A 22,896-nucleotide genomic window follows, 5' to 3' on the forward strand; every position below is an offset into this window, starting at 1 on the left:
GCTTGACCTATTGAGGAATTTTACGTGGTCGCTACTTCTGATAAACTCCAAACTTTGCCAACATCTACTGCCGAAAGCCGCGTTGCCGTCTTGCTAATGGGATATGGCGAAGTGGAAAGCTACGAAGACTTTGCCAACTACAATGAGCAGGCGTTGAACCTGTTAACCGCAAAGTTTGCGCCTGTGCCTACCTGGATTTATCCGCCGTTGGCAAAACTATTGGCGATGTTTGATTTGCACGAGTGGGGGCATCAGCATGGCAACTTTGTGTCTCCTCACAACGCCATTTTCGAGCGGCAGCGTCTGGGAATTGAACAGACTTTGCAAGAGCGTTGGGGCGATCGCGTCAAAGTGTTTAAAGCGTTCAACTTTTGTGCGCCCTTCTTGCCAGAGCAAGTATTAACTCAGATTAAAGCAGAAGGCTTTGACAAACTGCTGATCTATCCGTTGCTGGTAGTCGATTCAATTTTCACCAGTGGCATTGCCGTAGAGCAAGTCAATCAGGCATTGGCGAGTTTGGCAGATGACGGCGAACACTGGGTCAAGGGCACTCGCTACATTCCCTCGTTTTATAATCAGCCTGCTTATATTGACTTGATGGCGCAGTTGGTCGAAGACAAGATTCAGGCAGAATTGGCGCAGGCATATTTGCCATCGCAAATTGGGATTGTGCTGATGAATCACGGCTGTCCTCATAAGGCGAAAGGGTTCACATCTGGGATTGATGAAAGTCAAGCAATGTATGAACTGGTGCGCGATCGCCTGATCTATCGCTATCCGCTGATTTCTGTTGGTTGGCTCAACCACCAAACGCCATTGATTGAGTGGACCCAGCCCAATGCTGATTTGGCAGCACGAAACTTGATGGCAGTAGGGGCTAAAGCCATTGTCTTTATGCCGATTGGGTTTGCCACTGAAAACCACGAAACTTTGTTGGATGTCGCCCACATCATTGAATCGATTCGCCGCAAATACCCAGATGGTACTTACGTGCAAATGGAATGCGTCAATGATGATCCCAAATTCCTAAACATGATCGCCGATTGGGCAAATCCTCAAATTGAGGCGCTGTTTGAATCAGAAGCGATCGCAGTCAATCCTAGCCTTGCTCGCGCCCATGCCCACCACGATCATGGACATCATCACGGGCACGACCACGGACACAGCCACGATCACGGGCATCAGCATTAGATTGAGAGCTAAGGGTTAGAATTAGAATCTAGAATTTAGTCCAAAGCTGAGTGCCATCATGCCGATTCACTTTGAAACTGATCGCCTGCTCATTCGCGATTGGCTTCCCGAAGATGATGCCGAGCAGGCATTTGAGATCTATGGCGATCCGATTGTGATGCAGTTTATCGGCAGCGGCAAAATAGAGGAAAGCGTCGAAACTCAGCGCCTATTGTTGCAGCGAATTGTTAGCCGCTATGCAGAGGTAAACAATGGCACTGGTGCCTGGGCGATTGCCGAAAAGTCTAGTGGGCAAATTGTTGGAACCGTGATCTTAAAACAACTGCCCGATGGTGAAGGTCAGCTTACTCAAGATTACGAAATTGGTTGGAATTTAAGACAAGCATCTTGGGGCAAGGGATATGCCACCGAAGCCGCCCAGACTGCGATCGCCTACGGCTTCCAAAACCTAAATCTTGCAGTTATTTACGCGGTGACTAATCCTGCAAATCACGCTTCTATTCGCGTCACACAACGTCTTGGTATGATTCCCCTGGGGAAAACGCAAAAGTATTACGGCGTTGAAACAGAACTCTTTAAACTTGAGAACCCCAGTAAAGATAAAACGCATTCTTAGTCAATAGGTACCCCAACTTGCTTAAACCAAGTGAGCTTATCCCAGTAGCCACGCTGAAAGCGAATCTTTCCATCTGTGATGTGAAAGAAGCCGCAACCTCTTAAGGTGTAAGGTTTGCCTACTGGGTCGAGTGCTGCCCTATCGCCTACAAAGGTGCCCCCACCAGACCATTCAAGAATTGCCCATTCTTCATCTTCAAACAAATTCTCAATGTGCGTATAAGTATAGCTGTCGCCGGGTGTGTTAGGACAGATTGGTGATGAACATCAACACCCGTGAGCTTTGTGAATTGACCCTTGTCCTAAGTCTTCCGTCCGTTGCTATATCCCTCATATGTCACTCTAGTTAAAGTAAAATCCAGGCAAAACGCTGAAAGTCTTTCACCGACTGCTGTCTGGTATATACGCTTCATTGTCAAATGTTTTGAAATATCGGAAATAAGCTGCGTATGCTAAGACTCAAGCCGTATAGAAGCTTCAGCATTTTTGATTAAATTTGCTTTTCCGAAAGTGATTCAAGAGGGATATCTGGCGTCGAACGAAAGAAGTTGGCAAAATCTGCGTAAATGGCATCCCGACCCTCAAGGGGAGTGCCAAGCGCAACTTGAATATTGACAGCATCCTCGTGATACAGAGCCGCTGCTGCAACGGCATCATGGGTATTCAACGCCTCTACCCAGGCAGAGATTACTTGCTTTGGTGTTGTCATTCCCTTGCCTCATCCCTTTGAATGGCGAATCTCAAATCCTTTTAGCACTTCTAACGGCTCGTATTCTACCAATACTTCAGTAACGCTGGCATGAGGCGGACCTTGATGGCACCATTGGATGACATCTTCCACGGCATCGTGATCGCCCTCCAACACAGCTTCTACTCGACCGTCGGGCAAATTTTTGACCCATCCAGCAAGCCTATTTAGCGTTGCGACATCCTGAGTTGAGAAGCGATAGCCCACTCCCTGCACTCGTCCAGCAATCCATAGATGGGCACGAACTGATTTCATAAGCAGGTTAGAGGCTTAACGAAGGGATCTGGGCTGAGAAGAATAGAATATGCAATATTTTGGATGAAGGCGCTGTGCGTCTCTAAAATTCTAGAGGCTATCCAAAACTTATCACTCAAAACTTGCGCTGTTATGTCTGACCTACCCGCATTGACGACCGCTACCGTCTGGGCAATTCTCAACGATGAAATTGATGATGCTACGGCAAATCGCTTAGTGTGGCTCTGTTTGGGATATCAACAGGATAAAACGACTGGAGAATGGGATTCTAGTTCGGTTGCTTTAGACTGGAGGGAGCCTTATCCAGAACCACCGGATTTTATTGAAAACCGTCCTCCTACGGTGAAGTTAACGAGATCGATTCCGGCAGCAAATAAACAGTTACTCAAAGAAAAGCTGGGTTTCTCAGGGTATACCGTCAGCGAACTCATACCTCGCAAAACTCGCCGCGCCACGATCGCCAATTGGCTGCTCAGCTACATGCAAATCCACGGAATCGCTGATAGTTGACAGTGCCTTCGTCCTATTCATCAATAGAGGCGAGCAGTGATTAGTGAGAGGCGAGCAGTGATTAGTGCATAACCCACGACTAGGCGATCGCTCAGAAGGCTAGCGATCGCCGTTGATACAAAATCTCGTCGTGGTTTAACGAGAAGTCGCCGTGGCTTCTCGCAGTTCAGAATAGGGTTTGGGGGGATGGGCAGCCAGAGGGGCAGCAAATCGCAGCACTTTTTCTAGCAGCCAAGGAGCAAGGCGATTTCCCCATACGGCGAGATGACTTTGCCAGCCTACTAAAATTTCTGGGGAATCCCTGGCTAAGCCATCCACTAGGGCTTTAGCGACTTGCTGCGGAGTCATGGGAATGACCCAGCGAAACCACTGCAAATCCCGTACCATATCGGTATCCGTTAAGGACGGCAACAGTGCAGTGACTTGGACATTGTGCGCTGCCAATTCACCCCGCAAGGCTTGAGTGAAGCCCAAAATTGCGAATTTGGTGGCAGAATAGGTTGCCATTGTGGGAGCAGCAACTTTGCCCATCAAGCTAGACACATTGACGATCGCGCCTGTCCGCTGCTTCACCATCCGCCTTGCCACAAACCGAGTAATGGTATATAGCCCAACCAAATTAGTCGATATTTCTGCCTGTACATCAGTCAAGCGAGACTGCAAGAAAGAGCTTTGGTGAGCCACTCCAGCGCAGTTAATCAATAAATCAATGGGTCCATAATTGCGCCATACTTGAGCGATCGCAATATTGACATCAATGGGATCTGTCAAATCTACGGCGATCGGCACCGCTTCCACGCCATAGGCGGAAACTTCAGCCGCAACGTCTTCTAAACGTTGATGATCTCGCGCCACCAGCAGGATGCGGTGCATTCCATGCTTGGCAAATTCCAGGGCGATCGCCCGTCCAATGCCGCGAGAAGCTCCAGTAATTAGAGCAGTCTTACCTTGTAAATGCATGATTCAAACCTCCAGGGTTGAGGTTTCACAATGAGTTGATTGAAAGTGCTGAAGCTGTTGTTAAAAAGCACCAACATCAACCCACAGCAAAACAAAATAGGGATGCAAAATGATTGCGAAATGAAGTTTTAGGGCGCTCTACAGATTGATTTCAGGGAACCTGTTATGGCGAGTCAGCCTAAACAATACGGTTACAACAGGGGCGGTTACAACAGGTGACACAAACATGAAAATATTGTTTGACAACCTACACAAATCAAAGCTACAAACAGGGTTTGCAGAGTTTGTTATGAGGGATTGCACAACTCTTTCAACCGTTCTTAAACTTAATGAATCGGTAAAGAGGAGTGGATTGAAACGAGCATGGTGCGACACCTCCAAAAAGCAACTGTGAGGTAACTGTTTACCAGAATGACCTTGCTTGCACACACTAACAAGGGGATCAAAAGGCTGCAACATTTCTTAGTTAAATATTGAGATTGTTACATTTGTACATGCAATCTTCAGAAGTTTATTGTCTAAAAAGTAGTCTATCTTTTGGATGATAAGGCAATGTCTCAGGCTGCTTGGCTTGATTCAGCAATCTTATTTAAGCCAAGTCAGAATGAGAAATTACAGTGGTTTATTGGAGGAAGCTACATTAGGTTTTCTAAGCCTAAAAAGTAAATTTGAATACTTGTTGGAAATTTATTACAAACATGAACACACCTTTTGTGTGAATCAGTGTTTTAAGTGTATTAATTGTAACTCCTTATTTGGTGTCATATAAACTACTTAAACAATTCACATCTCAAGTTCTATCCTCCATTAGGGTGATGAAGATTACCGTCGGATTGGCTATACAAGCGATCAGTACTTGGTGACGGGTGATACTCATTAAGCGCGATGGCGTGAGGATTATGGCGATCGCCTACGTCGATTACGTTCAGCGCATCGACGAATTTGTAGGCAAACAGCTAACATTTCAGACGTTAAAATACGGCTACTTATGACGGTATGAAGTCGGGGTTTTCATGACGGAACATCAGCTACAAGCAACCTGTGAAACGGTACATTTGGGTGGGTTTTCGGCGCAGCTAAAGCCTGCCTTAATTGTGGAGTCGGGCGATCGCGTTCACGTCGAAACCTACTCTGGTTTCCATGTAGCCGCCAAAGCTCCACCAGAATTTTTGACTTCTGCCTTTGAAACCATTTGCCACCATCTGCCTGCGGAGCGCCGAGTTGGATCGGGTCCTCACCTGCTGACTGGACCCATTTTTGTTCGGGGAGCAGAACCGGGCGATGTGTTAGAAATTCGGCTAGAAGCGATCGCGCCCCGCCTGCCGATTGGGTTTAATGCCATTCGTCCGGGTTGGGGAGCTTTGCCCCAGCAGTTCACTCAAGCTGCCCTGCGCTTTATCCCGCTAGATTTAGAGAAAGGGATTGCTGAGTTTCCGCCTAATACCGGCATTCGGCTACCGCTTCAGCCATTTTTTGGCATTTTGGGTGTGGCAACGGAGGACCGCCGCTCTTCTATTCCGCCTGGACTCTATGGCGGCAACATTGATAATCGCCAACTCCAGGCAGGATCTCGCTTATTTTTGCCGATCTTTGTGCCAGGAGCACTGTTTTCAATCGGCGATGGTCATGCTGTTCAAGGTGATGGTGAAGTGAATGTGACCGCGATCGAAACCTCGATGAATGGCACTATTCAATTGATCGTCCGTAAAGATTTAACATTGACGGCTCCGATCGCCGAAACTGCCACTGACTTTATCACCATGGGCTTTGGCGACACTCTCGATCACGCTTTTGAACACGCGCTCCAGCAAATGATTGAGTTTTTGCAGCGCTTCATCGGTTTGCCTGCGGAAGAAGCCTACGTGTTATGCAGTTTGGCGGTGAATTTCCACATTACCCAGGTTGTGAACAGTCCTCAAAAAGGAGTCCATGGGCTGTTGCCCAAGGCGATTTTGCCCGTCACTTCGGTGCTGTAAGTTTTGAGATCGCGTCCATCACAGCCTTACCTTCAAGGAATACTACTCACTGCCCATTGCCAATCAAGATAAACGGTGCCCAGTAGAAAGGACGGGCAAAATTTCCACCCTCGCGGATGAGAGATAATTGAGCTTGGCTAACGCCTGATTGCAAGATGGCACCGCTGCTTCATACTGACTAACGTCTAAATGCTGCCTACAGATCTGCAAGATTCGGTCTTCCTCAGCTTGTTTGTTGGATGTTGTTTGGGCAACAGCGGGGAGTAGCGAATCAGGAGGGGGAAGTAGAGGAAACCCAGAAGTCAGCAGTAGCGTAACAGCAAGGCGGAGGATCTGGGCGGGTTGCATGGGGACGCTTACCTTCGGGAGTTGACTGCCAATCTATCACCCTCTAACCCAAAAAATATGCTGTCTCACTGGACTGCTCATTTCACAATTTCTATCAATCACCTGAACCTTTCTGCCTGTGAGCTGGTCTAATTAAACGTAACTCCAAATTTGATGGAGGAGTGTTTTGCAGGGGTTCATTGTGTCAACTGCGTTTCACGAAAGCCTGCCCGAAAGTGATGATAGTCACCTCGTACAGCAAAGCCTTCATGGGGATGCACAAAGCTTTCGGCTTTTATATCGTCGTCATGAAAAACGGGTCAGAACCATTCTGTATCAGCTATGCGATGCGAGTGTGCTGGATGATTTAGTACAAGATGTTTTTTTGCGTGCCTGGAGAGGATTACCCAAATTTCGTCAAACTGCCAAATTTTCGACTTGGCTTTATCGGATTGCGTGGAACGTGGCATCAGACTATCGGCAATCAGCAGCAAGGGGGCGAACTCAACTGCAAGAGCTAACAAAACAGGCTCCCATGCGGCAAGAATCGCCCGATGTGATGCATCTTCACTATCAAGATTTGGTTCAGCGTGGGCTAAACGAACTGAGTGCGGCTCACCGAACTGTTTTGGTTTTACACGACTTGGAAGAGGTGCCCCAAAAAGATATTGCTGAGATTTTAGAGATTCCAGTTGGCACGGTAAAGTCTCGGCTATTCCACGCTCGCGCGGCGATGCGTCAATTTTTCGATCATGAGGGAGTTCAGATATGAGCAGATTTTCAGAAGATGATTTACAGCTAACAACGTTTTTAAAGCGGCATCAACCTGTGGTGCCTTCCGCCAATCCTGGTTTGGAAGATCGATTGATGACCGCGATTGCGTCTACACCCCAACCGCGACTGACGGTTCTTTCAACAACTCGTTCGAGGACCCAGGTTCAACGACGGATTCTTTGGGCAGTCCCCTCTGCGATCGCAGCCGGGTTAGTGGCAATGGTCGTCAGTCAGCGCACCTTCGCTCCCGCCTCTCAGCCCAGTTCCACTGAAGTAGCGGAACTGCAAACCTTCATTGAAAGTACTTGGCAGGAATCAAGCACGGAACAATCTGTCGCAGAAAGCGATCTGTTTCCTGTCACCGAGGATTCAACTCTAAATTAATTTTTGCGTTTTATTGTCCTATGTCGTATCGTTCTGCTTCTGTAATTATTGCGCTGCTGCTAACTTTAGGGAGCGCGATCGCTCTCCCTATTTCAACAGCAGCTTCTATCACGCTGGCTCAGGCTGATACCCAATCGCCACGTCTAGCAAAAAAAGAGACCTGGCTGCAAGATCTCAATCTGAGCAAAGAGCAAATTCAAAAAATTCAGGCAATTCGTCGCCAATATCAAGATCGTCTTACCCAGCAGCGCCAGTCTGTGAAGCAAGCGCAGCAGGAATTAAAAGAGCTTATGGCTTCAGGAGATGCGCCTGCTGAGGAAATTCGGCAGAAATTTAGTCGAGTGCAAACCTTGCAGCAAACGCTGGCGGGTACTCGAATGGAAAGTATGCTAGCGATCCGAAATGTGTTGACCGCAGAGCAACGGCAAAAATTGACTGAGTTGATGCAGCAACAGGGAAAACCCGGACGCGGACGCGGGATGGGAACAGGTTTCTAGGGAGAAAAACTCCTGACGGCTTTCAGCAAACGACCGATCGCAGGACGCGAAATGCAGAAATCACTTTCAGTGGATGTAACTCAACTAGCCATGACTGTGGGCGATCGCTGTTCTAGCCAAACCCAACAGGCGATCTCTACCAGTCCACCTCAACTTCTTACCGTCATTATTCTCGGCAGTCCAGAGTTCATGCGTCGTTAATCTATGCGCCGTTCATTAAGCAGGAAAAACCATGTCTCAAAAACTAAACCCTGACGATTTGTTGATTCTCGAAAAGCTACGCCTGGGTCGCTTATGTTCCTTTTTCCCTGGTAGTTTGGCTCGATGTTTTTTGCATATAGATGCCAACAATCGGCTCACCATTGATTGTTTTGAGCCGTGGGTTGTTGATGAATTATTGAGCCAATCAGAAAGCCTGTGTCAGTGTATTTGGTTGACTACAGGTGCATCCTCTTTTGCCCTCTACTTTAATCAAGAGGAAATCTATCAAGCTGCGACACATTCTACTTCTTCCTTAACCCTCCATGAGTAGACGCAAACTCCTGCAACAGGCTGGTTGTTTTTCTGCATCAACCTTAGTTGCAGTGGGTGGTTGGGGTAGGTTTGCCAGACACAAGACTACATGGAAAGCGGCACTCTTGGCACAATATCAACTCAAGATTTGAGCGATTCAAAGTGGGGTCTGGTTTTGCCGAACTATACACCTAAGCAAACCATCAGTATTATTTAATCTTGGTGGTCAGTTAGGTCGCTTTAGGACAGCAGAAAATATTGCAAGCAGAAGCTCAACGGCTGAAAGTCAGCAATAAACAGCACTTTAGAGACAGCGATCCATAGACTTTTCTAATTGGGTTACCTCTTGAGCCGGTTTGTGACTATTGGGGTGCTGCATCAACGGCAGTTTAACGATAAACGTTGAGCCTTTCCCTTCTCCTTCACTGTTTACCTGCACCGTGCCGCCGTGAAGCTCTACTAGGTGGCGGACGATCGCTAAGCCTAAACCCAAACCATTGTAGTTGCGCGTGGCGGAGCCATCAGCTTGACGAAAGCGATCAAATGCAAAGGGCGCAAATTCTGGATCAATGCCTTTTCCCGTATCATTCATCACTAGCTCGATGTAAGACTGACTCCGCTCTAACGAAATATAAATCTGTCCATTTTCCGGAGTGAACTTGACCGCATTAGACAATAAATTCCATACCACCTGCTGCAAGCGCTCTGGATCTCCTAAAATCCATTCGCTGCTTGGCTCAGATAAAAACTGAACCCGAATGTTTTTGGCTTCGGCTGCTGGGTGTACGGTAGCGATCGCCGCTTGAATAACACTCGTTAAATCCATTGATTGCACATTTAACCGCAGCTTACCCCGAATCATTTGGGAGACATCTAAAAGATCTTCCACCAGTTGTGATTGGGTGATAGCACTCCGCTCGATTGTTTCCATTGCTCGTGTCGTTGTAGCCTCATTAAACTTGCGGGTATTGAGGAGTCGAGCCCAACCCAAGATTGCATTCAGCGGCGATCGCAACTCATGGGAAAGCGTTGCTAAAAACTCATCTTTCATGCGATTAGCTTCTTGGGCTTTTTGATAAAGTTGGGCATTTTCAATTGCCAAAGCTGCTCGCATTGTTAAGTCTTGAACAAGGTTCAAATCTGCTTGATCATAGCGACGACCTGATTCTGCCGTGACGAATCTAATGATTCCAAATATCTGCTGATTTACAATCAAGGGCGCAACAATGCAAGACTGCAATCCTAACTTCTGTAAATGTTGAAAATGCTCTGAGTCGGATGAGCAGTTTGCCAGTGAATTGGGCACATCAGCTATCAAAATGGGTTGTCTCGTTTTCATCGCTTGGTGAATGCCACAATTGCGATCGCTGATCAAACGCTTTTGTGCCAACATCCATCCCAAGTCAACCATGGCAGGGTCAGTATGTAGAACCGCTAAAGGATGAATTAAGCCAGTGTGAACCTGATGAATCACACACCAATCGGCTAGGTAGGGAACTGCCAACTCTGCCAGAGTCTTTAAAATAGTCTCAATATTAAGCGAATGGGCTAGCATTTTGCTGGCTTCTGCTAAGAATCGCAGAGATTCTTCTGCCTTACGAATTCGCAACAGCGCTTTCACCGTAGCGATCAGTTCAATCGGTTCAACTGGTTGCGCTAAATAAGCATCTGCACCGCTGTCTAGCCCCTGTGCTTTATCCTGCCCTTGAGTAAAATGAGCTGACAGATGCAGAACTGGAATGGTCGCAGTGACGGGATTAGCCTTGATCTGACGACAGACCTCAAAGCCACTCATGCCCGGTAGCTGCACATCTAATATGATCAGAGCGGGTGGACACTCAGCTAAAATTTGCAGCCCTTCTTCTCCAGTTTTTGCAGCTATTGTTTTGAACCCAGCTTTCTTGAGAACCCGTGCAACCACGTAACGGCTGAGTTCATCATCATCAATGTGCAAAACCGTCAGTAGTGAGCCTGTCGTATCGTCAGTCATCTCAACACCATCAAACTACTGAATTCTGGTTGGCTTCCATGGTCACCCCTAAACTTAGTCAATTTCCAAACGATCACTCTCTATCTATCGGTATGGATTCAGCGATCGCGGTGGGATATCCTCACCGATTACGGCTGGACATCCTACGACATTGCTGAATTTTTGTGCTTGGATTCTCGTGTTTAGTGAGATACAGTGCTGTGCGTCTCTCGATTTGCAGGTCGCTCGTAGTTGAGTCAAAGAATAGGAGATCGCTGATTGTTTGAGGGTCTCCAACTTAGGGCTTTAGAATGAAGCAGATAGCTGGCATTGAATCGCTAGCATTGAAGACTCCAATTCCACTCATGCGTTTGCCCCGTCTGGTCACTTTAATTATTGGTCTGATTGTCATCTTAGGACTGATGATCTGGCTGATTGAATCGCTGCAACGCTTATTTTGGCAAGTAGGCTACTATCCCTTGCTGGGGCAGTTGTTGATCTTCGTGTTGATTGCTCTGATTGGCACGCTCGTTGCCTCGTTGGTCTACTACTTGTTTTACTTGCCCAACACGCAGCAGAAAAAACGACGGCGCGTTGCGCCTAAGGTGCCAGCGGCGAAAGCAGAAGCGGCGGAAGAAAACCTGAAAGCAGTGCGAAAACAGGTATCGCAAATTCAAGACGAGGTGGCGCGGCAAGAACTTTTGACGCGATCGCGAGAAATTGAACACAGCCTTTCTCAGGGCAATTTGCAGGTTGTGGTGTTTGGCACCGGGTCGGCTGGCAAAACCTCTCTCGTCAATGCGCTCATTGGGCGGATGGTGGGGCAAGTTGGGGCACCCATGGGCACAACAGAGGTGGGCGAAACCTATGTGCTGGAACTGAAAGGAATGAATCGGGAAATTGTGATTACTGACACTCCCGGAATTTTAGAGGCGGGCGTAGCGGGCACAGAGCGGGAAAAACTGGCGCGCCAGTTGGCAACGGAAGCTGATTTGCTGCTGTTTGTATTAGATAATGACCTGCGCCAGTCAGAATATGACCCGTTGAAAATGCTGGCGGAAATTGGCAAGCGATCGCTGGTCATTTTGAATAAATCTGACTTGTACTTAGATAGCGATCGCGAACTCATCTTGGCGCGACTCCGAGAACGAGTACGGGGCATTATTTCCCCTTCAGATGTCATCGCTATTTCTGCCAATCCTCAATCGGTACGGATGGAAGATGGCACGACGCTGACTCCCGACCCCGACATCATGCCGCTGATCCGGCGCATGGTTGCGGTGTTACGTGCCGAAGGCGAAGATTTGCTGGCAGATAATATTTTGCTGCAATCGCAACGGCTTGCTGATAAAGCCCGTCAGTTAATTGATGCCCAACGCCGCCGCCAAGCTGACAAAATTGTCGATCGCTTTCAGTGGATTGGCGCAGGAGTGGTTGCCGCCACACCCTTACCTGTGGTTGATATGCTGGCAGCCGCAGCCGTCAATGCTCAAATGGTTGTCGAAATTGGGCGGATCTACGGCTGTGACATCAATATGGAGCGGGGGCGCGAGTTGGCGCTGTCCTTAGCCAAAACCTTAACGGGTTTGGGCATTGTCAAAGGAGCCATCACCCTAGTGACAACGGCACTGCAACTCAGCGTTGGCGGCATTATCGTCGGGCGTGCTATTCAAGCGGTTACTGCTGCCTACCTGACCCGTATCGCTGGCAAAAGCTTTATTGAATATTTTCGTCATGATCAAGATTGGGGCGATGGCGGCATTACAGAAGTGGTGCAGCGTCAATTTCAACTCAACCGCAAAGATGAATTCATCAAATCCTTTGTGCAGGAAGCAATTACTCGTGTCGTGAAACCGTTGCATCTGGATGAGCTATTGCCATCTATAGATATAGACAACGTAGACACAGACAACGAGACGGAAGCACCGGAGTATCCGAAGGAGTTGGAACAAGTGCGGCTGACACCCTGGAATCAACGTAATCTCCCGAGCGATCGCCGTCGGAATCGTGAACTTGATCGGATTGAACTCGAAATTCCAGAAGCGGATTTAACGCCCTTAAAACTGTATGCCGAACTGGATGATGACTGGGAACCTCGTCCCCTTAAATCAGATAATTGGGAGGAATACGAAGAAGACTATGAGTAGCTAAAACCCTAGCCAACCCATAGGTGCCGGTGCTGTCATACCGCGAAAGTCCAAAAGCTGTACCAACAGTAGGTAAGCAACACTTAACGCGATCGCGATCGCCCCCGTGGTAACCGCAACAAACTTTGATCGATCCATTTCTCAGCTTCCTCAATGCCTGTATTTCTCAAGTTTACACCCTGTTAAATTCGACAACCTTGACGAAGTTTGCCCATAATCGGTAAACACTAGAAAACAAGGTAAACTCTGGATTTGGGAGTTTGAGGAAATAAGGCGTTATGGTGTCTGTCGTTGACTCACTAGCTCAATCAGCCATTATTGAGCGTCCAGCAGTCGTAGAAACCTATGAGTTACGCAAAGCCTATCGAACTGGGTTTTGGCTCAATCAAAAAGTTGAATCACTTAAAAGCTGCACGCTTAAAGTTTTTCAGGGTGAAACATTTGGGCTGCTAGGACCCAACGGCGCAGGCAAAACCACCTTGCTCAAAACCCTGCTGGGGATTGTGCGCCCGACCAGTGGAAAAGCCTTGCTGCTGGGAAGTCCCATTGGCGATCGCGCCACCAAACAACGAGTTGGCTACCTGCCCGAAAATGCTTACTTCTATGACTACCTAACTGGCTGGGAAATGCTGCAATTTACCGCAGGATTGTTTGGGATTCCTTCTTCTATTCAACGACAGCGCATTCCTGAACTGCTGGACTTGGTTGGATTGGCGCAAGCGGCAGCAAAACGCAAACAGCTTCGTCAATACTCGAAAGGAATGCTGCAACGGATCGGCATGGCGCAAGCGCTAATTAACGAACCAGAGTTGGTGTTTTTGGATGAACCCATGTCTGGGCTTGATCCCATGGGGCGCTTTCAAATTCGCGAGATTATCCTATCCTTGAAGTCGCAAGGAAAAACCATCTTTTTTAACAGTCATATTTTGTCAGATGTGGAGTTGATTTGCGATCGCGTCGCCATTCTTGCTCAAGGAAACCTGATCTGTATGGGTTCTTTACAGGAGCTTTTGGGCACTTCCGATGCTTATCACGCCAAAATCAAAGGTGGCAATCCTGATGTGTTAAAAAATCGCCTTGCCAACTTGGAGTTTAAGGATGGCTGTTGGCAAGGGCAGGTTCTCGGTAATCCTCAAGATTTTCTCGCCAGTCTCACGCTCATGGGCGCTCAGTTGATTGACATGCATCTCGCCCGCCCTTCACTTGAAGAGTTTTTTGTTCATCAACTCCATGAACAGGGAATTCGGTACAGCAGCTAGGCGCTATTCAAAGCTTCCCCTTTGTTGTTTCAGATAGGTCACTACCTGCTTCTTTTGCTGTGAGTTCAGCACACTCATAATGTCACTGGCAGAATTTTTAGCAATTTCAGCAATCTTCTTTTTTTGATCAGCCTTTAATCCCAAAGCAGCCATTGTTTCTGAAGTGCTTTTACCCGACTTACGAGCCGTTTCAAATTTGGCTTTTTGGTTGGGAGTCAACACTTTGTTAATCTCAACTGTGCGATTTCTCCGAATCGTAGCGATCTTCTGTTTTTGAGCAGCCGTTAACTTCAACTGTTCAATTAAAGATGCGGCATCTGACCCTTTCATCGTGCTGTTGGCTGGCGCTTGGGCGATCGCCTGATCTACCCATGTTGCTTGTGCTATCAGTGGTGTACATAACAGCACGATTCCAGCAATCCATGATGCGTGTTGGGCGCTGTGAATAGTCATACGATCAGGCTCCTTTCGTTTAGTCGGCAACTCTAATGTAAACGTTTGCCATACTCGAAAAGGGCTGATTGCCTGAAAGTTGCTGTAATTACCGTTCCGGGTCTTTTTGGCTCAAAAGCTGCTTCAAATCCTTTGAGCAGAACCCATAAATCAACTCAAACCGATGTCTGCCAAAGTAGTCAATCTAATGTGATGGAAGGAGACAGAGCTGAACGGGTTAAAATCTTAGCTGCATTTATTGAGCTAGCGCATGAACCTTCTTTCCCAAACGATGGCTGTCGTCGTCACTGCCATGTTTTTAGGTGGACAGTCCATCCCAACTATGGCCGCATTTCCTGCACAGTTAGAGATCGAGACACTGCATCAAAACACGGTTCCAGTTTCGCCTACGCATCCTCAAGAGATCGCCGCTGATGCCCTAGAAACACCTGACGACGCGATCGAGCAGGTCACAGCCATCTCTCAACTAACAGATGTCAGACCCACCGATTGGGCTTTTCAGTCATTACAGTCTCTAGTGGAGCGGTATGGTTGCATTGTGGGCTATCCTGACAAAACCTTTCGCGGTAGTCGAGCGCTCACTCGCTATGAGTTTGCGGCGGGTCTAAATGCCTGCATGGATCGAATCAATGAATTGCTGACAAGCAGTACCGCTGATCTGGTCAAAAAAGAAGACTTGCTTACGTTGCAGCGGTTGCAGGAACAATTTGCTGTAGAACTGGCAACCATAGGGGGACGAGTGGAAGCGCTAGAAACGCGCACAGCAACGTTAGAAAAGCAGCAGTTTTCACCAACGACAAAACTAAATGGTCTAGCCTGGTTTAACTTGACGGGAGCCTTTGCGGGTGGCGATGTCAAGTTTGAGGCATTACCCAATACACCAGTCGATGCCCGCTTTGTCGGCGGTCGAGATGCAGCGGGCAGACCGCTGGTTCAAACTACCGATCGCGCTGAACCCACGCTGAGTGCCCTCACCTGGTTGACCCTCAACACCTCGTTCACTGGCAACGATATGTTGACAGTACAACTGGCAGCGGGGAATGGCATTTCATCCATCAACCAATTTGTTTCCGCTGGCTTTCTCACCACCTATGGCAATCCTTATACAGATCAGACTTCTGGAACGGTGCCGGGGCGATCGGATGTCGTGATTCAAGACCTTTACTACAGTTTCCCTCTAACTGATGCTGTCAAACTGACGGTTGGACCCCGCATCAACTGGTTTAACCACTTTGATTTCAACCGTTTTACCTTCTTTCTCACTGGGGCTAGCAGCTATGCCTCGATCAGCAGCACCCAGACAAGTGCAACCTTCTGGGGATCGGGTGCCGTTTTAGAGTGGAATATCAATCCTCAATGGCGCTTTGCCGCTGCCTATTTGGGAGAAAGTGTTCCTTACCTGCCTGCATCCTTTGGATACAACACGGCTAGCAATCCCGATTTCGGACTGTTTGGGGGTACCTATGCGGCAACTGCCGAGTTGACCTACTCACCCACCGATCAACTGAACCTGCGCTTTCGCTATAACTACACACGATTGCAGGCGTACGGTGGACAAGTTGGCGGCTCCAATGCAGTTCCTCTGCCCTATGGTTATGTTGATGCGGGTCCAGGATTTTCGATCTTTGACCCCGTTACAGGCACCGTCACATCCGGTGGGCTAGATTACGCGATCGCCCATACTTTTGCCTTTAATCTGGATTGGTTAATTACCCCTGGCTTTGGCATTTTTGGGCGCTACAGCTATGGCAATACCAACCTGATGCCGATCAACCAGGCTGTGAATGTACAGTCGTTTCAAGTCGGTGTCGCCTTCCCTGATTTGGGCAAAAAAGGGGCACTGGGAACGATTACGTTTGTGGCACCGATGGATATAGTCAATGGCCGTCAGTACTTCGCTTCTGGTGGCGGTAATGGTGGCACGATTTACGAATTGGAAGCCTCGTATTACTACCCACTCAATGATCGTCTGGCGATCGTCCCTGCCTTCTACGCCATTTTCAACCCCAATAACTTTGACAGCAATCCCAATATTTATGTAGGCAACCTGCGGGCGCAGTTCAGTTTCTAGCTGAGGTTTAAGAGGGGGCGTTCAGCAAAATAACTGTTAAGGGTCAGCCATACTACTGAGATAACCAGCAGAGAAGCGGGAACCTTAAAGTTGGTTAATCTTTATGCAAAAAAATATCTCATGAAGGCGTTCCCCTCTCATAAGCTGCAAGGACTCCCGCTGCAATTTGTGCTCATCGTACCGTTTGTGCTGCAAATTTTTGGAGCGGTTGGGTTGGTGGGGTACCTCTCGCTCAGAAATGGACAGCAAGCGGTCAACGAGCTATCAGACCAATTGATGGCACGAACGAGCAGTTCGGTGGATCAACATTTAACGTCTTATCTGTCGATTCCCCATAAATTAAACCAGATGAACGCGGATGCCGTGCAAATGGGTTTGCTGAACGTGCGCGATCGCCAGACTGTTGGTAAGTATTTCTGGCATCAGATGCAGGCGTATGACCTGACCTATATTGGGATTGGGCTAGCGACTGGGGAGGGGATGGGAGCTGCTCGTTATGACGGTAAAACGGTCACGATCGACGATTGGGTAGCCAAGCTTCCGAATAATGTCTCCAACTATGATGCGGATGATCGAGGCAATCGCCTTCGTGTTAACAGTCGTTTTGATTATGAGCTTTTCAAAGAAAGCTGGTACACAGCACCGATAAAAGCGGGGAAACCCATTTGGTCACGCATCTACACCTGGAATTCTCCCTACGGTCCCTACATTACAGCTTCTGCGGGACGACCTCTTTATGATGACAAGCAGCAGTTACTGGGAATGGTTGGTGCTGATATCCATCTGTTGAAGCTTAGCGAGTTCTTACAAAATTTAGATGTCACTAAAGCTAAACAGGTCTTCATTCTAGAGCGCAGTGGTTTGTTAATTGCCAACTCTGGCAAAGCCCAACCCTTTAAGTTGGTTAAAAATGAGGTTCAGCGGTTAAACGCGATCAACAGCACTGACCCCACCATACAAGCCGTCGCCAAACAACTCCAGCAGCGCTTCAACGGGTTTGACACCCTCACGAATGCAAAATTGCAGTTTGATTTTCAGGGCGAACCCCATTATGTGCGTGTGGCTCCCTGGCGCGACCAGTACGGTTTGGATTGGCTGGTGATCATCAGCGTGCCCGAAAGCGCTTTTATGGCACAAATCAACGCCAACACTCGTACCACCCTGCTCCTGTGTTTGGCAGCCCTGGCGGGTGCCACCCTGCTCGGCTTCTACACTTCGCGTTGGATTACGCGTCCGATCCTCCGCCTTAGTGCTGCAAGTCGTGCGATCGCCGCTGGCAACCTTGAACAGCGGGTAGAAGCCAAAGGGATTCAAGAACTCAGCAGTCTCTCCCTCTCGTTCAACGAAATGGCAGGACAACTGCGCGACTCGTTCACTGCGCTAGAGGAAAGTAACGCCGAGTTAGAGAACCGCGTGCAGCAACGCACTCACGAACTCAGCCAAAACAATCGCCAACTGAAAACAACACTAGAAGAGTTGCACCAGACGCAGACTCAAATGGTGCATAGCGAAAAAATGTCGGCACTGGGGCAAATGGTGGCTGGGGTAGCGCATGAAATTAATAACCCAGTCAATTTCATTCATGGCAATTTGAACCATGTAGAGGATTACACACAGGAACTGGTTAGTCTGCTGCAACGCTATCAGAGCTATTACCCTCATCCACCGCAGGAGTTGCAGGAGGCAGTTGAGGACGCTGATTTGGCATTTTTGCTGACGGATTTGGTCAAGATGTTGCAATCAATGAAGGTGGGGACGGAACGGATTCGCGAAATTGTGCTGTCGTTACGCAACTTCTCGCGACTGGATGAAGCGGAGTTCAAAGCCGTGGACATCCATGAGGGCATTGATAATACATTGGTGATTCTGCGGCACCGCTTCAAGGCGCGAGCCGAACGACCCGAAATTCAGGTAGTCAAAGACTACGGTCAATTACCGCTGGTAGAATGTTATGCCGGACAACTCAATCAAGTCTTTATGAATATTCTGAGTAACGCGATCGATGCGTTTGAGGAGTCGAATCAGGGCAAGTCCTTTGAGGCGATCGCGGCGAACCCCAATACGCTGTGGCTCCATACAGCGGTGACGGGTCAGGGTACAGTCCAAATCACCATCGCTGATAATGGTCCAGGTATTGCCGAAACGGTGCGGACTCGCTTATTCAATCCGTTTTTCACCACGAAGGCAGTGGGCAAGGGAACGGGCCTGGGACTCTCGATTAGTTATCAAATTATTACGGAGAAGCATGGAGGGCATTTGTCTTGCCACTCAACACCAGGGCAGGGGGCGAAATTTGTCATTGAAATTCCCATCCATCAGTCTGCTCCTAAAGTGTAAAGTCGCTATCCCTAGGTTCCAATCATTTAGACCTAGCAGTGATGACATTAATTTGTCACCACCAGTTCAACGACGGCAAATTGGCGCAATGACATTAATTTGTCATCGATGACACTTAATTAGTCACTGTACAAAGTCACTCAAAAACAATGTAAAAAACTGGGGCGCTAGGATTCGAACCTAGGGATGGCGAGACCAAAACCCGCTGCCTTACCACTTGGCGACGCCCCAACATGCACACTCAAACAGTGCACATTGGTTAATATAACAGTTTGTGGCGACGGAGTGTCAACATTTGCCAATCAAATTTTGGAGTACTGTCGCCTGCAAGCGGTTTTAGTGCCAATGGTTAACGACTCCAAGCGTTGATAGTTGCCTGAAGGTGTATTCTTAAGCAAACTGTCAGTTCTGCAATGAAGACTACTGGTTGATGAACCAGTGTTTTTGTAGAATGCACTGAAAACGCGTTGGACTGAACCTGTGAATTTTTACGACTATGAACCAGGGGATTTTTACGACGAGCTATTTGAAGCGAAGGGGCAGCCTCGCCCCGATGCGGTGCCGTTGATTGAGCGGATTCATACGCTTGGCATGGAGGAAGTGATTCGCCGACAACAAGCGGCTCAAGTGGCTTTATTTAAGATGGGCGTGACGTTCAACGTCTACAGCGAAGGTCGCGGCGCCGAGCGGATTATGCCGTTTGACATCATTCCCCGAATTATTTCTGCCGATGAATGGATGATCCTAGAAAAAGGATTGAAGCAGCGCATTGCTGCGCTCAATTTGTTTTTGGCAGACGTGTATGGGGATCAGAAGATTTTGAAGGATGGAATTATTCCTTCTGAAATTGTCTTCTCGGCGAGTGGTTTTTTGAAGCCCTGTATCGGCTTGCAGCCACCCAAAGGAATTTGGTGCCACATTACGGGGACGGATTTGGTGCGCGATCGCGCGGGTCAATGGTACGTGCTAGAAGATAATTTGCGGTGTCCTTCTGGGGTGTCCTACGTCCTAGAAAATCGGCGGGTAATGAAAAATACTTTTCCCGTGGTGTTCGACACGATGAAAATTCAGCCCGTTGAAGAATATGCAAGTTATCTCTTAGAAACACTACTTAACCTTGCCCCCGATAACCTACCCGATCCGACCGTTGTAGTGCTGACTCCCGGAATTTACAACTCTGCTTATTTTGAGCATTCCTTTTTGGCGCAGCAGATGGGGGTGGAACTAGTGGAAGGGCGCGATTTGGTGATTGCTGATGGCTACTTGCAAATGCGAACCACTAAAGGATTGCAGCGCGTTGATGTGATTTATCGGCGGATTGATGACGACTTTATTGATCCCAAGGCGTTTCGGGCAGATTCATTGCTGGGAGTGCCCGGTTTGATGGATGTGTATCGCGCTGGTAAGGTGGCGATCGCCAATGCATTAGGCACAGGCGTTGCCGATGATAAAGTGATCTACTCCTACGTTCCTGACATGATTCGCTATTACTTGAGCGAACAGCCAATTTTGGCAAATGTGCCCACCTACCTGTGCTGGGAACCGAAACAACTAAGCCATGTCTTAGAAAATTTGGACACGCTGGTGGTAAAAGCGGCGAATGAGTCCGGTGGATATGGCATGTTGATCGGTCCCCATTCTACGCCAGAGCAGCGGGAAGATTTTGCCCAGCGAATTAAGGCGTCTCCGCGCAATTACATTGCCCAGCCGACACTATGCCTATCAAGAGTTCCGACCTTGTTGGAAGGTCAGTTTGAGGGGTGCCATGTGGATCTCCGCCCCTATATTTTGTATGGCAAAGATATCTATGTGAATCCCGGCGGGTTAACCCGCGTTGCCCTGCGGCGAGGATCATTAGTCGTGAACTCATCTCAAGGCGGTGGCAGTAAGGATACTTGGGTCGTCTATAAATAGGGGAAGTAGGGAAACGTATGCTCAGTCGTGTTGCAAATTCGATTTATTGGCTGACTCGCTCTGTAGAGCGGGCGGAGAATGTGGCTCGTTTTGTTGAAGTTAACCTTAACCTGTTGCTGGATGCTCCATCTGGAGGCACACAATGGGAGCCAATTGTGCTAACTACTGGTGATTTGCCCTTGTTTCAAAAGCGCTATGGAAAAGCGACCGGAGGCAGTGTCACTCAGTTTTTGGCATTTGATGAAGACTATGCCAATTCCATTTTGTCTTGTTTGCGATCGGCGCGAGAAAATGCGAGATCGGTGCGCGAAGTGATTTCTTCAGAAATGTGGCAGCAGGTGAACTCGTTTTATCTAATGGTGGTAGAAGCGGCTCAATCGAACACGTTGATGAATGATATTTCAGCTGTACTCAGGTTTTTTGAGGAAGTCAAACTGCAAAGTCATCTGTTTTCTGGAGTGATGGATGCCACCATGACTCACAATGAAGGCTGGCATTTTGGACAAATTGGACGGTTAATTGAGCGTGCCGATAAGACCGCCCGTATTTTGGATGTGAAATACTACATTTTGCTGCCTTCTGTGAAAGATGTGGGCAGTTCTCTAGATGAACTGCAATGGATTGCCTTGCTAAAGTCTGCTAGTGCCTACGAAATGTATCGTAAACAAGGACAGCATCGCATCTCGCCCAAAGGCGTTGCAGAATTTTTAATCTTAGATCGAGAGTTTCCGCGTTCGGTGCGATCGTGCGTGTTGGAGGCCGAGCGATCGCTCCACCACATTACAGGCACACCCATTGGCAGTGGACGTATTTCGGTAGAGCGATCGCTCGGGCGACTGCGCGCCGATTTGGACTACATCACTATTGATGAGATCGTCAACGTTGGGCTACACCAATTTTTAGAGAGCCTTCAAAGCAGGATGAATGACGTTGGCGACAAGATTTTTGAAACCTTTTTTGCCCTAGAGCCAGCCGCATAGCTTACGAATGCTGAATGAATCCTCATTCGCTGTCCCCTATTCCCTCGAAACTTGTGCGTTATCAAATTGAACACACCACTGACTACATTTATCAGCAGGCCGTTACCTTGCAGCCTCATGTGGTGCGGTTGCGCCCTCGCAGCGATGGTAGCCAAATTCTGCATTCTTTCAGCATCACAGTCGTGCCACAGCCCAAACAGCAGGCGCAACTCGTCGATTTGGATGGCAACTCGCTGGTTCAGCTTTGGTTTGATTCAAGTCCAACCGAATCGCTTGTGATTCGCACTGTTTCTGATGTGGAAACATCCCGTTTAAATCCATTCGATTACTTTTTGGAGCCTTGGGCAGTCAGCCTTCCAGCAGATTATCCAGCATCGCTGTTGGTGCAGTTGCAACCCTACCTGCTGGGGCAACAGCCAGGATATACCAGTTCGATTGATCCGATCGCGGCTCAACTTGCTCAAGATCTATGGCTTCAGGCAAATGGAGAGCCGCTCACCTTTCTGTCGCTATTAAATCAGCACATTTATCAGGATTGTCAATACACGCTTCGGGAGACAGGCGATCCGTTACCAGCCGGAGTTACTTGGAAGGAGCGATCGGGGTCATGCCGAGATTTTGCCGTGCTATTTGTGGAAGTTTGTCGGGCGATCGGGCTGGCGGCGCGGTTCGTCAGTGGTTATCAGGAGGGCGACCTGGATAACCCAGAGCGGCATCTCCACGCTTGGGCAGAGGTCTATTTACCGGGCGGCGGTTGGCGCGGGTATGACCCAACCCAGGGGTTAGCAGTTGCCGATCGCCATATTGCTCTAGTTGCCAGCAACTCGTCTCGATATGCCGCTCCTGTAGCTGGCTCATTTACCCCTAGTGGCGTTCGATCTTCTATGACCTACAAATTAGCCATTAGACCTTTACCCTAGTGTTTCTTAAAGAAAGAAGGAACTGGCGTTCAAAAAGCCTTCTTTCTTAGGTGAAAGGATTGGAATATATAGCGTTTTCGGCTCCTGTGAGGTACA

At 48.3% G+C, this 22,896-nt stretch carries 25 protein-coding genes and 1 tRNA gene; 17 read left to right on the forward strand and 9 right to left on the reverse strand.

Annotation, left to right across the window (positions count from 1 at the left end; translation table 11 throughout):
- The first annotated feature begins 24 nt into the window (after positions 1 to 24).
- Together JOY44_RS15080 and JOY44_RS15085 are read left to right on the forward strand one after the other, a co-directional pair.
- Positions 25 to 1,191 (forward strand): ferrochelatase, encoded by a 1,167-nt coding sequence (locus JOY44_RS15080; protein ID WP_171574477.1) that lies wholly within the window; start codon positions 25 to 27, stop codon positions 1,189 to 1,191.
- Positions 1,192 to 1,249: 58 nt separating this feature from the next.
- Positions 1,250 to 1,807, forward strand: a complete 558-nt coding sequence (locus JOY44_RS15085) for a GNAT family N-acetyltransferase (RefSeq protein ID WP_171574478.1) — start codon at positions 1,250 to 1,252, stop codon at positions 1,805 to 1,807.
- Here JOY44_RS15085 and JOY44_RS15090 read toward each other — a convergent pair.
- The 3 genes from JOY44_RS15090 to JOY44_RS15100 all read right to left on the reverse strand — a co-directional run bounded on the left by JOY44_RS15090 (position 1,804) and on the right by JOY44_RS15100 (position 2,809).
- The gene (locus tag JOY44_RS15090) at positions 1,804 to 2,061 is read right to left on the reverse strand and encodes a nuclear transport factor 2 family protein (protein ID WP_197985749.1); all 258 of its coding nucleotides are present in this window, start codon (positions 2,059 to 2,061) and stop codon (positions 1,804 to 1,806) included. The two genes, JOY44_RS15085 and JOY44_RS15090, sit on opposite strands and share 4 nt — an antisense overlap.
- A gap of 235 nt (positions 2,062 to 2,296) precedes the next feature.
- Positions 2,297 to 2,515: a YybH family protein gene (locus JOY44_RS15095; RefSeq protein ID WP_197985430.1), complete on the reverse strand. Its 219-nt coding sequence runs from the start codon at positions 2,513 to 2,515 to the stop codon at positions 2,297 to 2,299.
- A gap of 9 nt (positions 2,516 to 2,524) precedes the next feature.
- Positions 2,525 to 2,809 (reverse strand): acylphosphatase, encoded by a 285-nt coding sequence (locus tag JOY44_RS15100; protein WP_171574479.1) that lies wholly within the window; start codon positions 2,807 to 2,809, stop codon positions 2,525 to 2,527.
- A 132-nt stretch (positions 2,810 to 2,941) separates the two neighbouring features.
- On the opposite strand from JOY44_RS15100, the gene JOY44_RS15105 reads away from it, so the two are divergent.
- Entirely contained in the window at positions 2,942 to 3,319 is a 378-nt protein-coding gene (locus JOY44_RS15105) for a DUF1823 family protein (RefSeq protein WP_171574480.1), read from the forward strand.
- Positions 3,320 to 3,454: 135 nt separating this feature from the next.
- On the opposite strand, the gene JOY44_RS15110 is transcribed toward JOY44_RS15105, so the two are convergent.
- Positions 3,455 to 4,279: an SDR family NAD(P)-dependent oxidoreductase gene (locus tag JOY44_RS15110; RefSeq protein ID WP_171574481.1), complete on the reverse strand. Its 825-nt coding sequence runs from the start codon at positions 4,277 to 4,279 to the stop codon at positions 3,455 to 3,457.
- An 866-nt stretch (positions 4,280 to 5,145) separates the two neighbouring features.
- On the opposite strand from JOY44_RS15110, the gene JOY44_RS32405 reads away from it, so the two are divergent.
- Together JOY44_RS32405 and JOY44_RS15115 are read left to right on the forward strand one after the other, a co-directional pair.
- On the forward strand, positions 5,146 to 5,271 hold the full coding sequence (locus JOY44_RS32405; protein WP_281063306.1) for a hypothetical protein: 126 nt from the start codon (positions 5,146 to 5,148) through the stop codon (positions 5,269 to 5,271).
- Positions 5,272 to 5,292: 21 nt separating this feature from the next.
- A complete protein-coding gene (locus JOY44_RS15115; RefSeq protein ID WP_171574482.1) occupies positions 5,293 to 6,255 on the forward strand; it encodes an acetamidase/formamidase family protein in 963 nt (320 codons plus the stop codon).
- A gap of 63 nt (positions 6,256 to 6,318) precedes the next feature.
- On the opposite strand, the gene JOY44_RS15120 is transcribed toward JOY44_RS15115, so the two are convergent.
- Positions 6,319 to 6,603: a hypothetical protein gene (locus JOY44_RS15120; protein ID WP_171574483.1), complete on the reverse strand. Its 285-nt coding sequence runs from the start codon at positions 6,601 to 6,603 to the stop codon at positions 6,319 to 6,321.
- A gap of 166 nt (positions 6,604 to 6,769) precedes the next feature.
- Here JOY44_RS15120 and JOY44_RS15125 point away from each other — a divergent pair, with 166 nt between their 5' ends.
- The 5 genes from JOY44_RS15125 to JOY44_RS15145 are packed head-to-tail and all read left to right on the forward strand — an operon-like array spanning position 6,770 to position 8,769.
- Positions 6,770 to 7,354, forward strand: coding sequence for a sigma-70 family RNA polymerase sigma factor (locus JOY44_RS15125; protein WP_242541790.1), 585 nt, complete (start codon positions 6,770 to 6,772; stop codon positions 7,352 to 7,354).
- Positions 7,351 to 7,740, forward strand: coding sequence for a hypothetical protein (locus tag JOY44_RS15130; RefSeq protein WP_171574486.1), 390 nt, complete (start codon positions 7,351 to 7,353; stop codon positions 7,738 to 7,740). The genes JOY44_RS15125 and JOY44_RS15130 overlap by 4 nt, the downstream gene beginning before the upstream one ends.
- A gap of 20 nt (positions 7,741 to 7,760) precedes the next feature.
- Complete coding sequence (locus JOY44_RS15135) at positions 7,761 to 8,237, forward strand: Spy/CpxP family protein refolding chaperone (RefSeq protein WP_171574487.1); 477 nt, start codon at positions 7,761 to 7,763, stop codon at positions 8,235 to 8,237.
- Between the two features lie 51 nt (positions 8,238 to 8,288).
- On the forward strand, positions 8,289 to 8,438 hold the full coding sequence (locus JOY44_RS15140) for a hypothetical protein (RefSeq protein ID WP_171574489.1): 150 nt from the start codon (positions 8,289 to 8,291) through the stop codon (positions 8,436 to 8,438).
- Between the two features lie 31 nt (positions 8,439 to 8,469).
- Positions 8,470 to 8,769, forward strand: a complete 300-nt coding sequence (locus JOY44_RS15145) for a hypothetical protein (protein ID WP_171574490.1) — start codon at positions 8,470 to 8,472, stop codon at positions 8,767 to 8,769.
- Positions 8,770 to 9,054: 285 nt separating this feature from the next.
- Here the strand turns inward: JOY44_RS15145 and JOY44_RS31445 are convergent, their stop codons facing one another.
- Positions 9,055 to 10,740, reverse strand: a complete 1,686-nt coding sequence (locus tag JOY44_RS31445; protein WP_171574491.1) for an ATP-binding protein — start codon at positions 10,738 to 10,740, stop codon at positions 9,055 to 9,057.
- 290 nt (positions 10,741 to 11,030) lie between these two features.
- Between JOY44_RS31445 and JOY44_RS15165 the strand changes: the two genes are divergently transcribed.
- Positions 11,031 to 12,866, forward strand: a complete 1,836-nt coding sequence (locus tag JOY44_RS15165; RefSeq protein WP_197985432.1) for a YcjF family protein — start codon at positions 11,031 to 11,033, stop codon at positions 12,864 to 12,866.
- On the opposite strand, the gene JOY44_RS15170 is transcribed toward JOY44_RS15165, so the two are convergent.
- A complete protein-coding gene (locus JOY44_RS15170) occupies positions 12,867 to 13,004 on the reverse strand; it encodes a hypothetical protein (RefSeq protein ID WP_171574492.1) in 138 nt (45 codons plus the stop codon). It lies immediately after the preceding gene.
- Between the two features lie 140 nt (positions 13,005 to 13,144).
- Here JOY44_RS15170 and JOY44_RS15175 point away from each other — a divergent pair, with 140 nt between their 5' ends.
- Positions 13,145 to 14,125, forward strand: coding sequence for an ABC transporter ATP-binding protein (locus tag JOY44_RS15175; RefSeq protein ID WP_171574493.1), 981 nt, complete (start codon positions 13,145 to 13,147; stop codon positions 14,123 to 14,125).
- A 3-nt stretch (positions 14,126 to 14,128) separates the two neighbouring features.
- On the opposite strand, the gene JOY44_RS15180 is transcribed toward JOY44_RS15175, so the two are convergent.
- Positions 14,129 to 14,578: a hypothetical protein gene (locus JOY44_RS15180; protein ID WP_171574494.1), complete on the reverse strand. Its 450-nt coding sequence runs from the start codon at positions 14,576 to 14,578 to the stop codon at positions 14,129 to 14,131.
- A 250-nt stretch (positions 14,579 to 14,828) separates the two neighbouring features.
- On the opposite strand from JOY44_RS15180, the gene JOY44_RS15185 reads away from it, so the two are divergent.
- Both JOY44_RS15185 and JOY44_RS15190 read left to right on the forward strand, forming a co-directional pair.
- Complete coding sequence (locus tag JOY44_RS15185) at positions 14,829 to 16,649, forward strand: iron uptake porin (protein ID WP_171574495.1); 1,821 nt, start codon at positions 14,829 to 14,831, stop codon at positions 16,647 to 16,649.
- A 120-nt stretch (positions 16,650 to 16,769) separates the two neighbouring features.
- A complete protein-coding gene (locus JOY44_RS15190; protein WP_171574496.1) occupies positions 16,770 to 18,986 on the forward strand; it encodes an ATP-binding protein in 2,217 nt (738 codons plus the stop codon).
- Positions 18,987 to 19,145: 159 nt separating this feature from the next.
- Here the strand turns inward: JOY44_RS15190 and JOY44_RS15195 are convergent.
- A tRNA-Gln gene (locus JOY44_RS15195) sits at positions 19,146 to 19,217 on the reverse strand.
- Positions 19,218 to 19,466: 249 nt separating this feature from the next.
- Between JOY44_RS15195 and JOY44_RS15200 the strand changes: the two genes are divergently transcribed.
- From JOY44_RS15200 to JOY44_RS15210, 3 genes are read left to right on the forward strand one after another with little or no spacing between them, the layout of a single operon-like run.
- Complete coding sequence (locus JOY44_RS15200; RefSeq protein ID WP_171574498.1) at positions 19,467 to 20,900, forward strand: circularly permuted type 2 ATP-grasp protein; 1,434 nt, start codon at positions 19,467 to 19,469, stop codon at positions 20,898 to 20,900.
- 17 nt (positions 20,901 to 20,917) lie between these two features.
- Complete coding sequence (locus tag JOY44_RS15205; RefSeq protein ID WP_171574499.1) at positions 20,918 to 21,880, forward strand: alpha-E domain-containing protein; 963 nt, start codon at positions 20,918 to 20,920, stop codon at positions 21,878 to 21,880.
- A gap of 53 nt (positions 21,881 to 21,933) precedes the next feature.
- Positions 21,934 to 22,800 carry a transglutaminase family protein gene (locus JOY44_RS15210; RefSeq protein WP_171576018.1) on the forward strand — a complete coding sequence of 289 codons (867 nt, stop codon included), beginning with the start codon at positions 21,934 to 21,936 and terminating at the stop codon, positions 22,798 to 22,800.
- Positions 22,801 to 22,896: the final 96 nt, after the last annotated feature.

This window comes from Leptolyngbya sp. Cla-17, assembly GCF_016807185.1.
Lineage (GTDB): Bacteria > Cyanobacteriota > Cyanobacteriia > Leptolyngbyales > Leptolyngbyaceae > ULC077BIN1.

What these genes read in the sequence shown, in the direction of transcription:
- JOY44_RS15105 (WP_171574480.1), top strand. Translation starts at nt 2,942, where the DNA reads ATGTCTGACCTACCCGCATTGACGACCGCTACCGTCTGGGCAATTCTC.
- JOY44_RS15120 (WP_171574483.1), bottom strand. Translation starts at nt 6,603, where the DNA reads ATGCAACCCGCCCAGATCCTCCGCCTTGCTGTTACGCTACTGCTGACT.
- JOY44_RS31445 (WP_171574491.1), bottom strand. Translation starts at nt 10,740, where the DNA reads ATGACTGACGATACGACAGGCTCACTACTGACGGTTTTGCACATTGAT.
- JOY44_RS15135 (WP_171574487.1), top strand. Translation starts at nt 7,761, where the DNA reads ATGTCGTATCGTTCTGCTTCTGTAATTATTGCGCTGCTGCTAACTTTA.
- JOY44_RS15175 (WP_171574493.1), top strand. Translation starts at nt 13,145, where the DNA reads ATGGTGTCTGTCGTTGACTCACTAGCTCAATCAGCCATTATTGAGCGT.
- JOY44_RS15170 (WP_171574492.1), bottom strand. Translation starts at nt 13,004, where the DNA reads ATGGATCGATCAAAGTTTGTTGCGGTTACCACGGGGGCGATCGCGATC.
- JOY44_RS15100 (WP_171574479.1), bottom strand. Translation starts at nt 2,809, where the DNA reads ATGAAATCAGTTCGTGCCCATCTATGGATTGCTGGACGAGTGCAGGGA.
- JOY44_RS15165 (WP_197985432.1), top strand. Translation starts at nt 11,031, where the DNA reads ATGAAGCAGATAGCTGGCATTGAATCGCTAGCATTGAAGACTCCAATT.
- JOY44_RS15180 (WP_171574494.1), bottom strand. Translation starts at nt 14,578, where the DNA reads ATGACTATTCACAGCGCCCAACACGCATCATGGATTGCTGGAATCGTG.
- JOY44_RS15145 (WP_171574490.1), top strand. Translation starts at nt 8,470, where the DNA reads ATGTCTCAAAAACTAAACCCTGACGATTTGTTGATTCTCGAAAAGCTA.
- JOY44_RS15190 (WP_171574496.1), top strand. Translation starts at nt 16,770, where the DNA reads ATGAAGGCGTTCCCCTCTCATAAGCTGCAAGGACTCCCGCTGCAATTT.
- JOY44_RS15085 (WP_171574478.1), top strand. Translation starts at nt 1,250, where the DNA reads ATGCCGATTCACTTTGAAACTGATCGCCTGCTCATTCGCGATTGGCTT.
- JOY44_RS15130 (WP_171574486.1), top strand. Translation starts at nt 7,351, where the DNA reads ATGAGCAGATTTTCAGAAGATGATTTACAGCTAACAACGTTTTTAAAG.
- JOY44_RS15185 (WP_171574495.1), top strand. Translation starts at nt 14,829, where the DNA reads ATGAACCTTCTTTCCCAAACGATGGCTGTCGTCGTCACTGCCATGTTT.
- JOY44_RS15205 (WP_171574499.1), top strand. Translation starts at nt 20,918, where the DNA reads ATGCTCAGTCGTGTTGCAAATTCGATTTATTGGCTGACTCGCTCTGTA.
- JOY44_RS15115 (WP_171574482.1), top strand. Translation starts at nt 5,293, where the DNA reads ATGACGGAACATCAGCTACAAGCAACCTGTGAAACGGTACATTTGGGT.
- JOY44_RS15110 (WP_171574481.1), bottom strand. Translation starts at nt 4,279, where the DNA reads ATGCATTTACAAGGTAAGACTGCTCTAATTACTGGAGCTTCTCGCGGC.
- JOY44_RS15095 (WP_197985430.1), bottom strand. Translation starts at nt 2,515, where the DNA reads ATGACAACACCAAAGCAAGTAATCTCTGCCTGGGTAGAGGCGTTGAAT.
- JOY44_RS15140 (WP_171574489.1), top strand. Translation starts at nt 8,289, where the DNA reads ATGCAGAAATCACTTTCAGTGGATGTAACTCAACTAGCCATGACTGTG.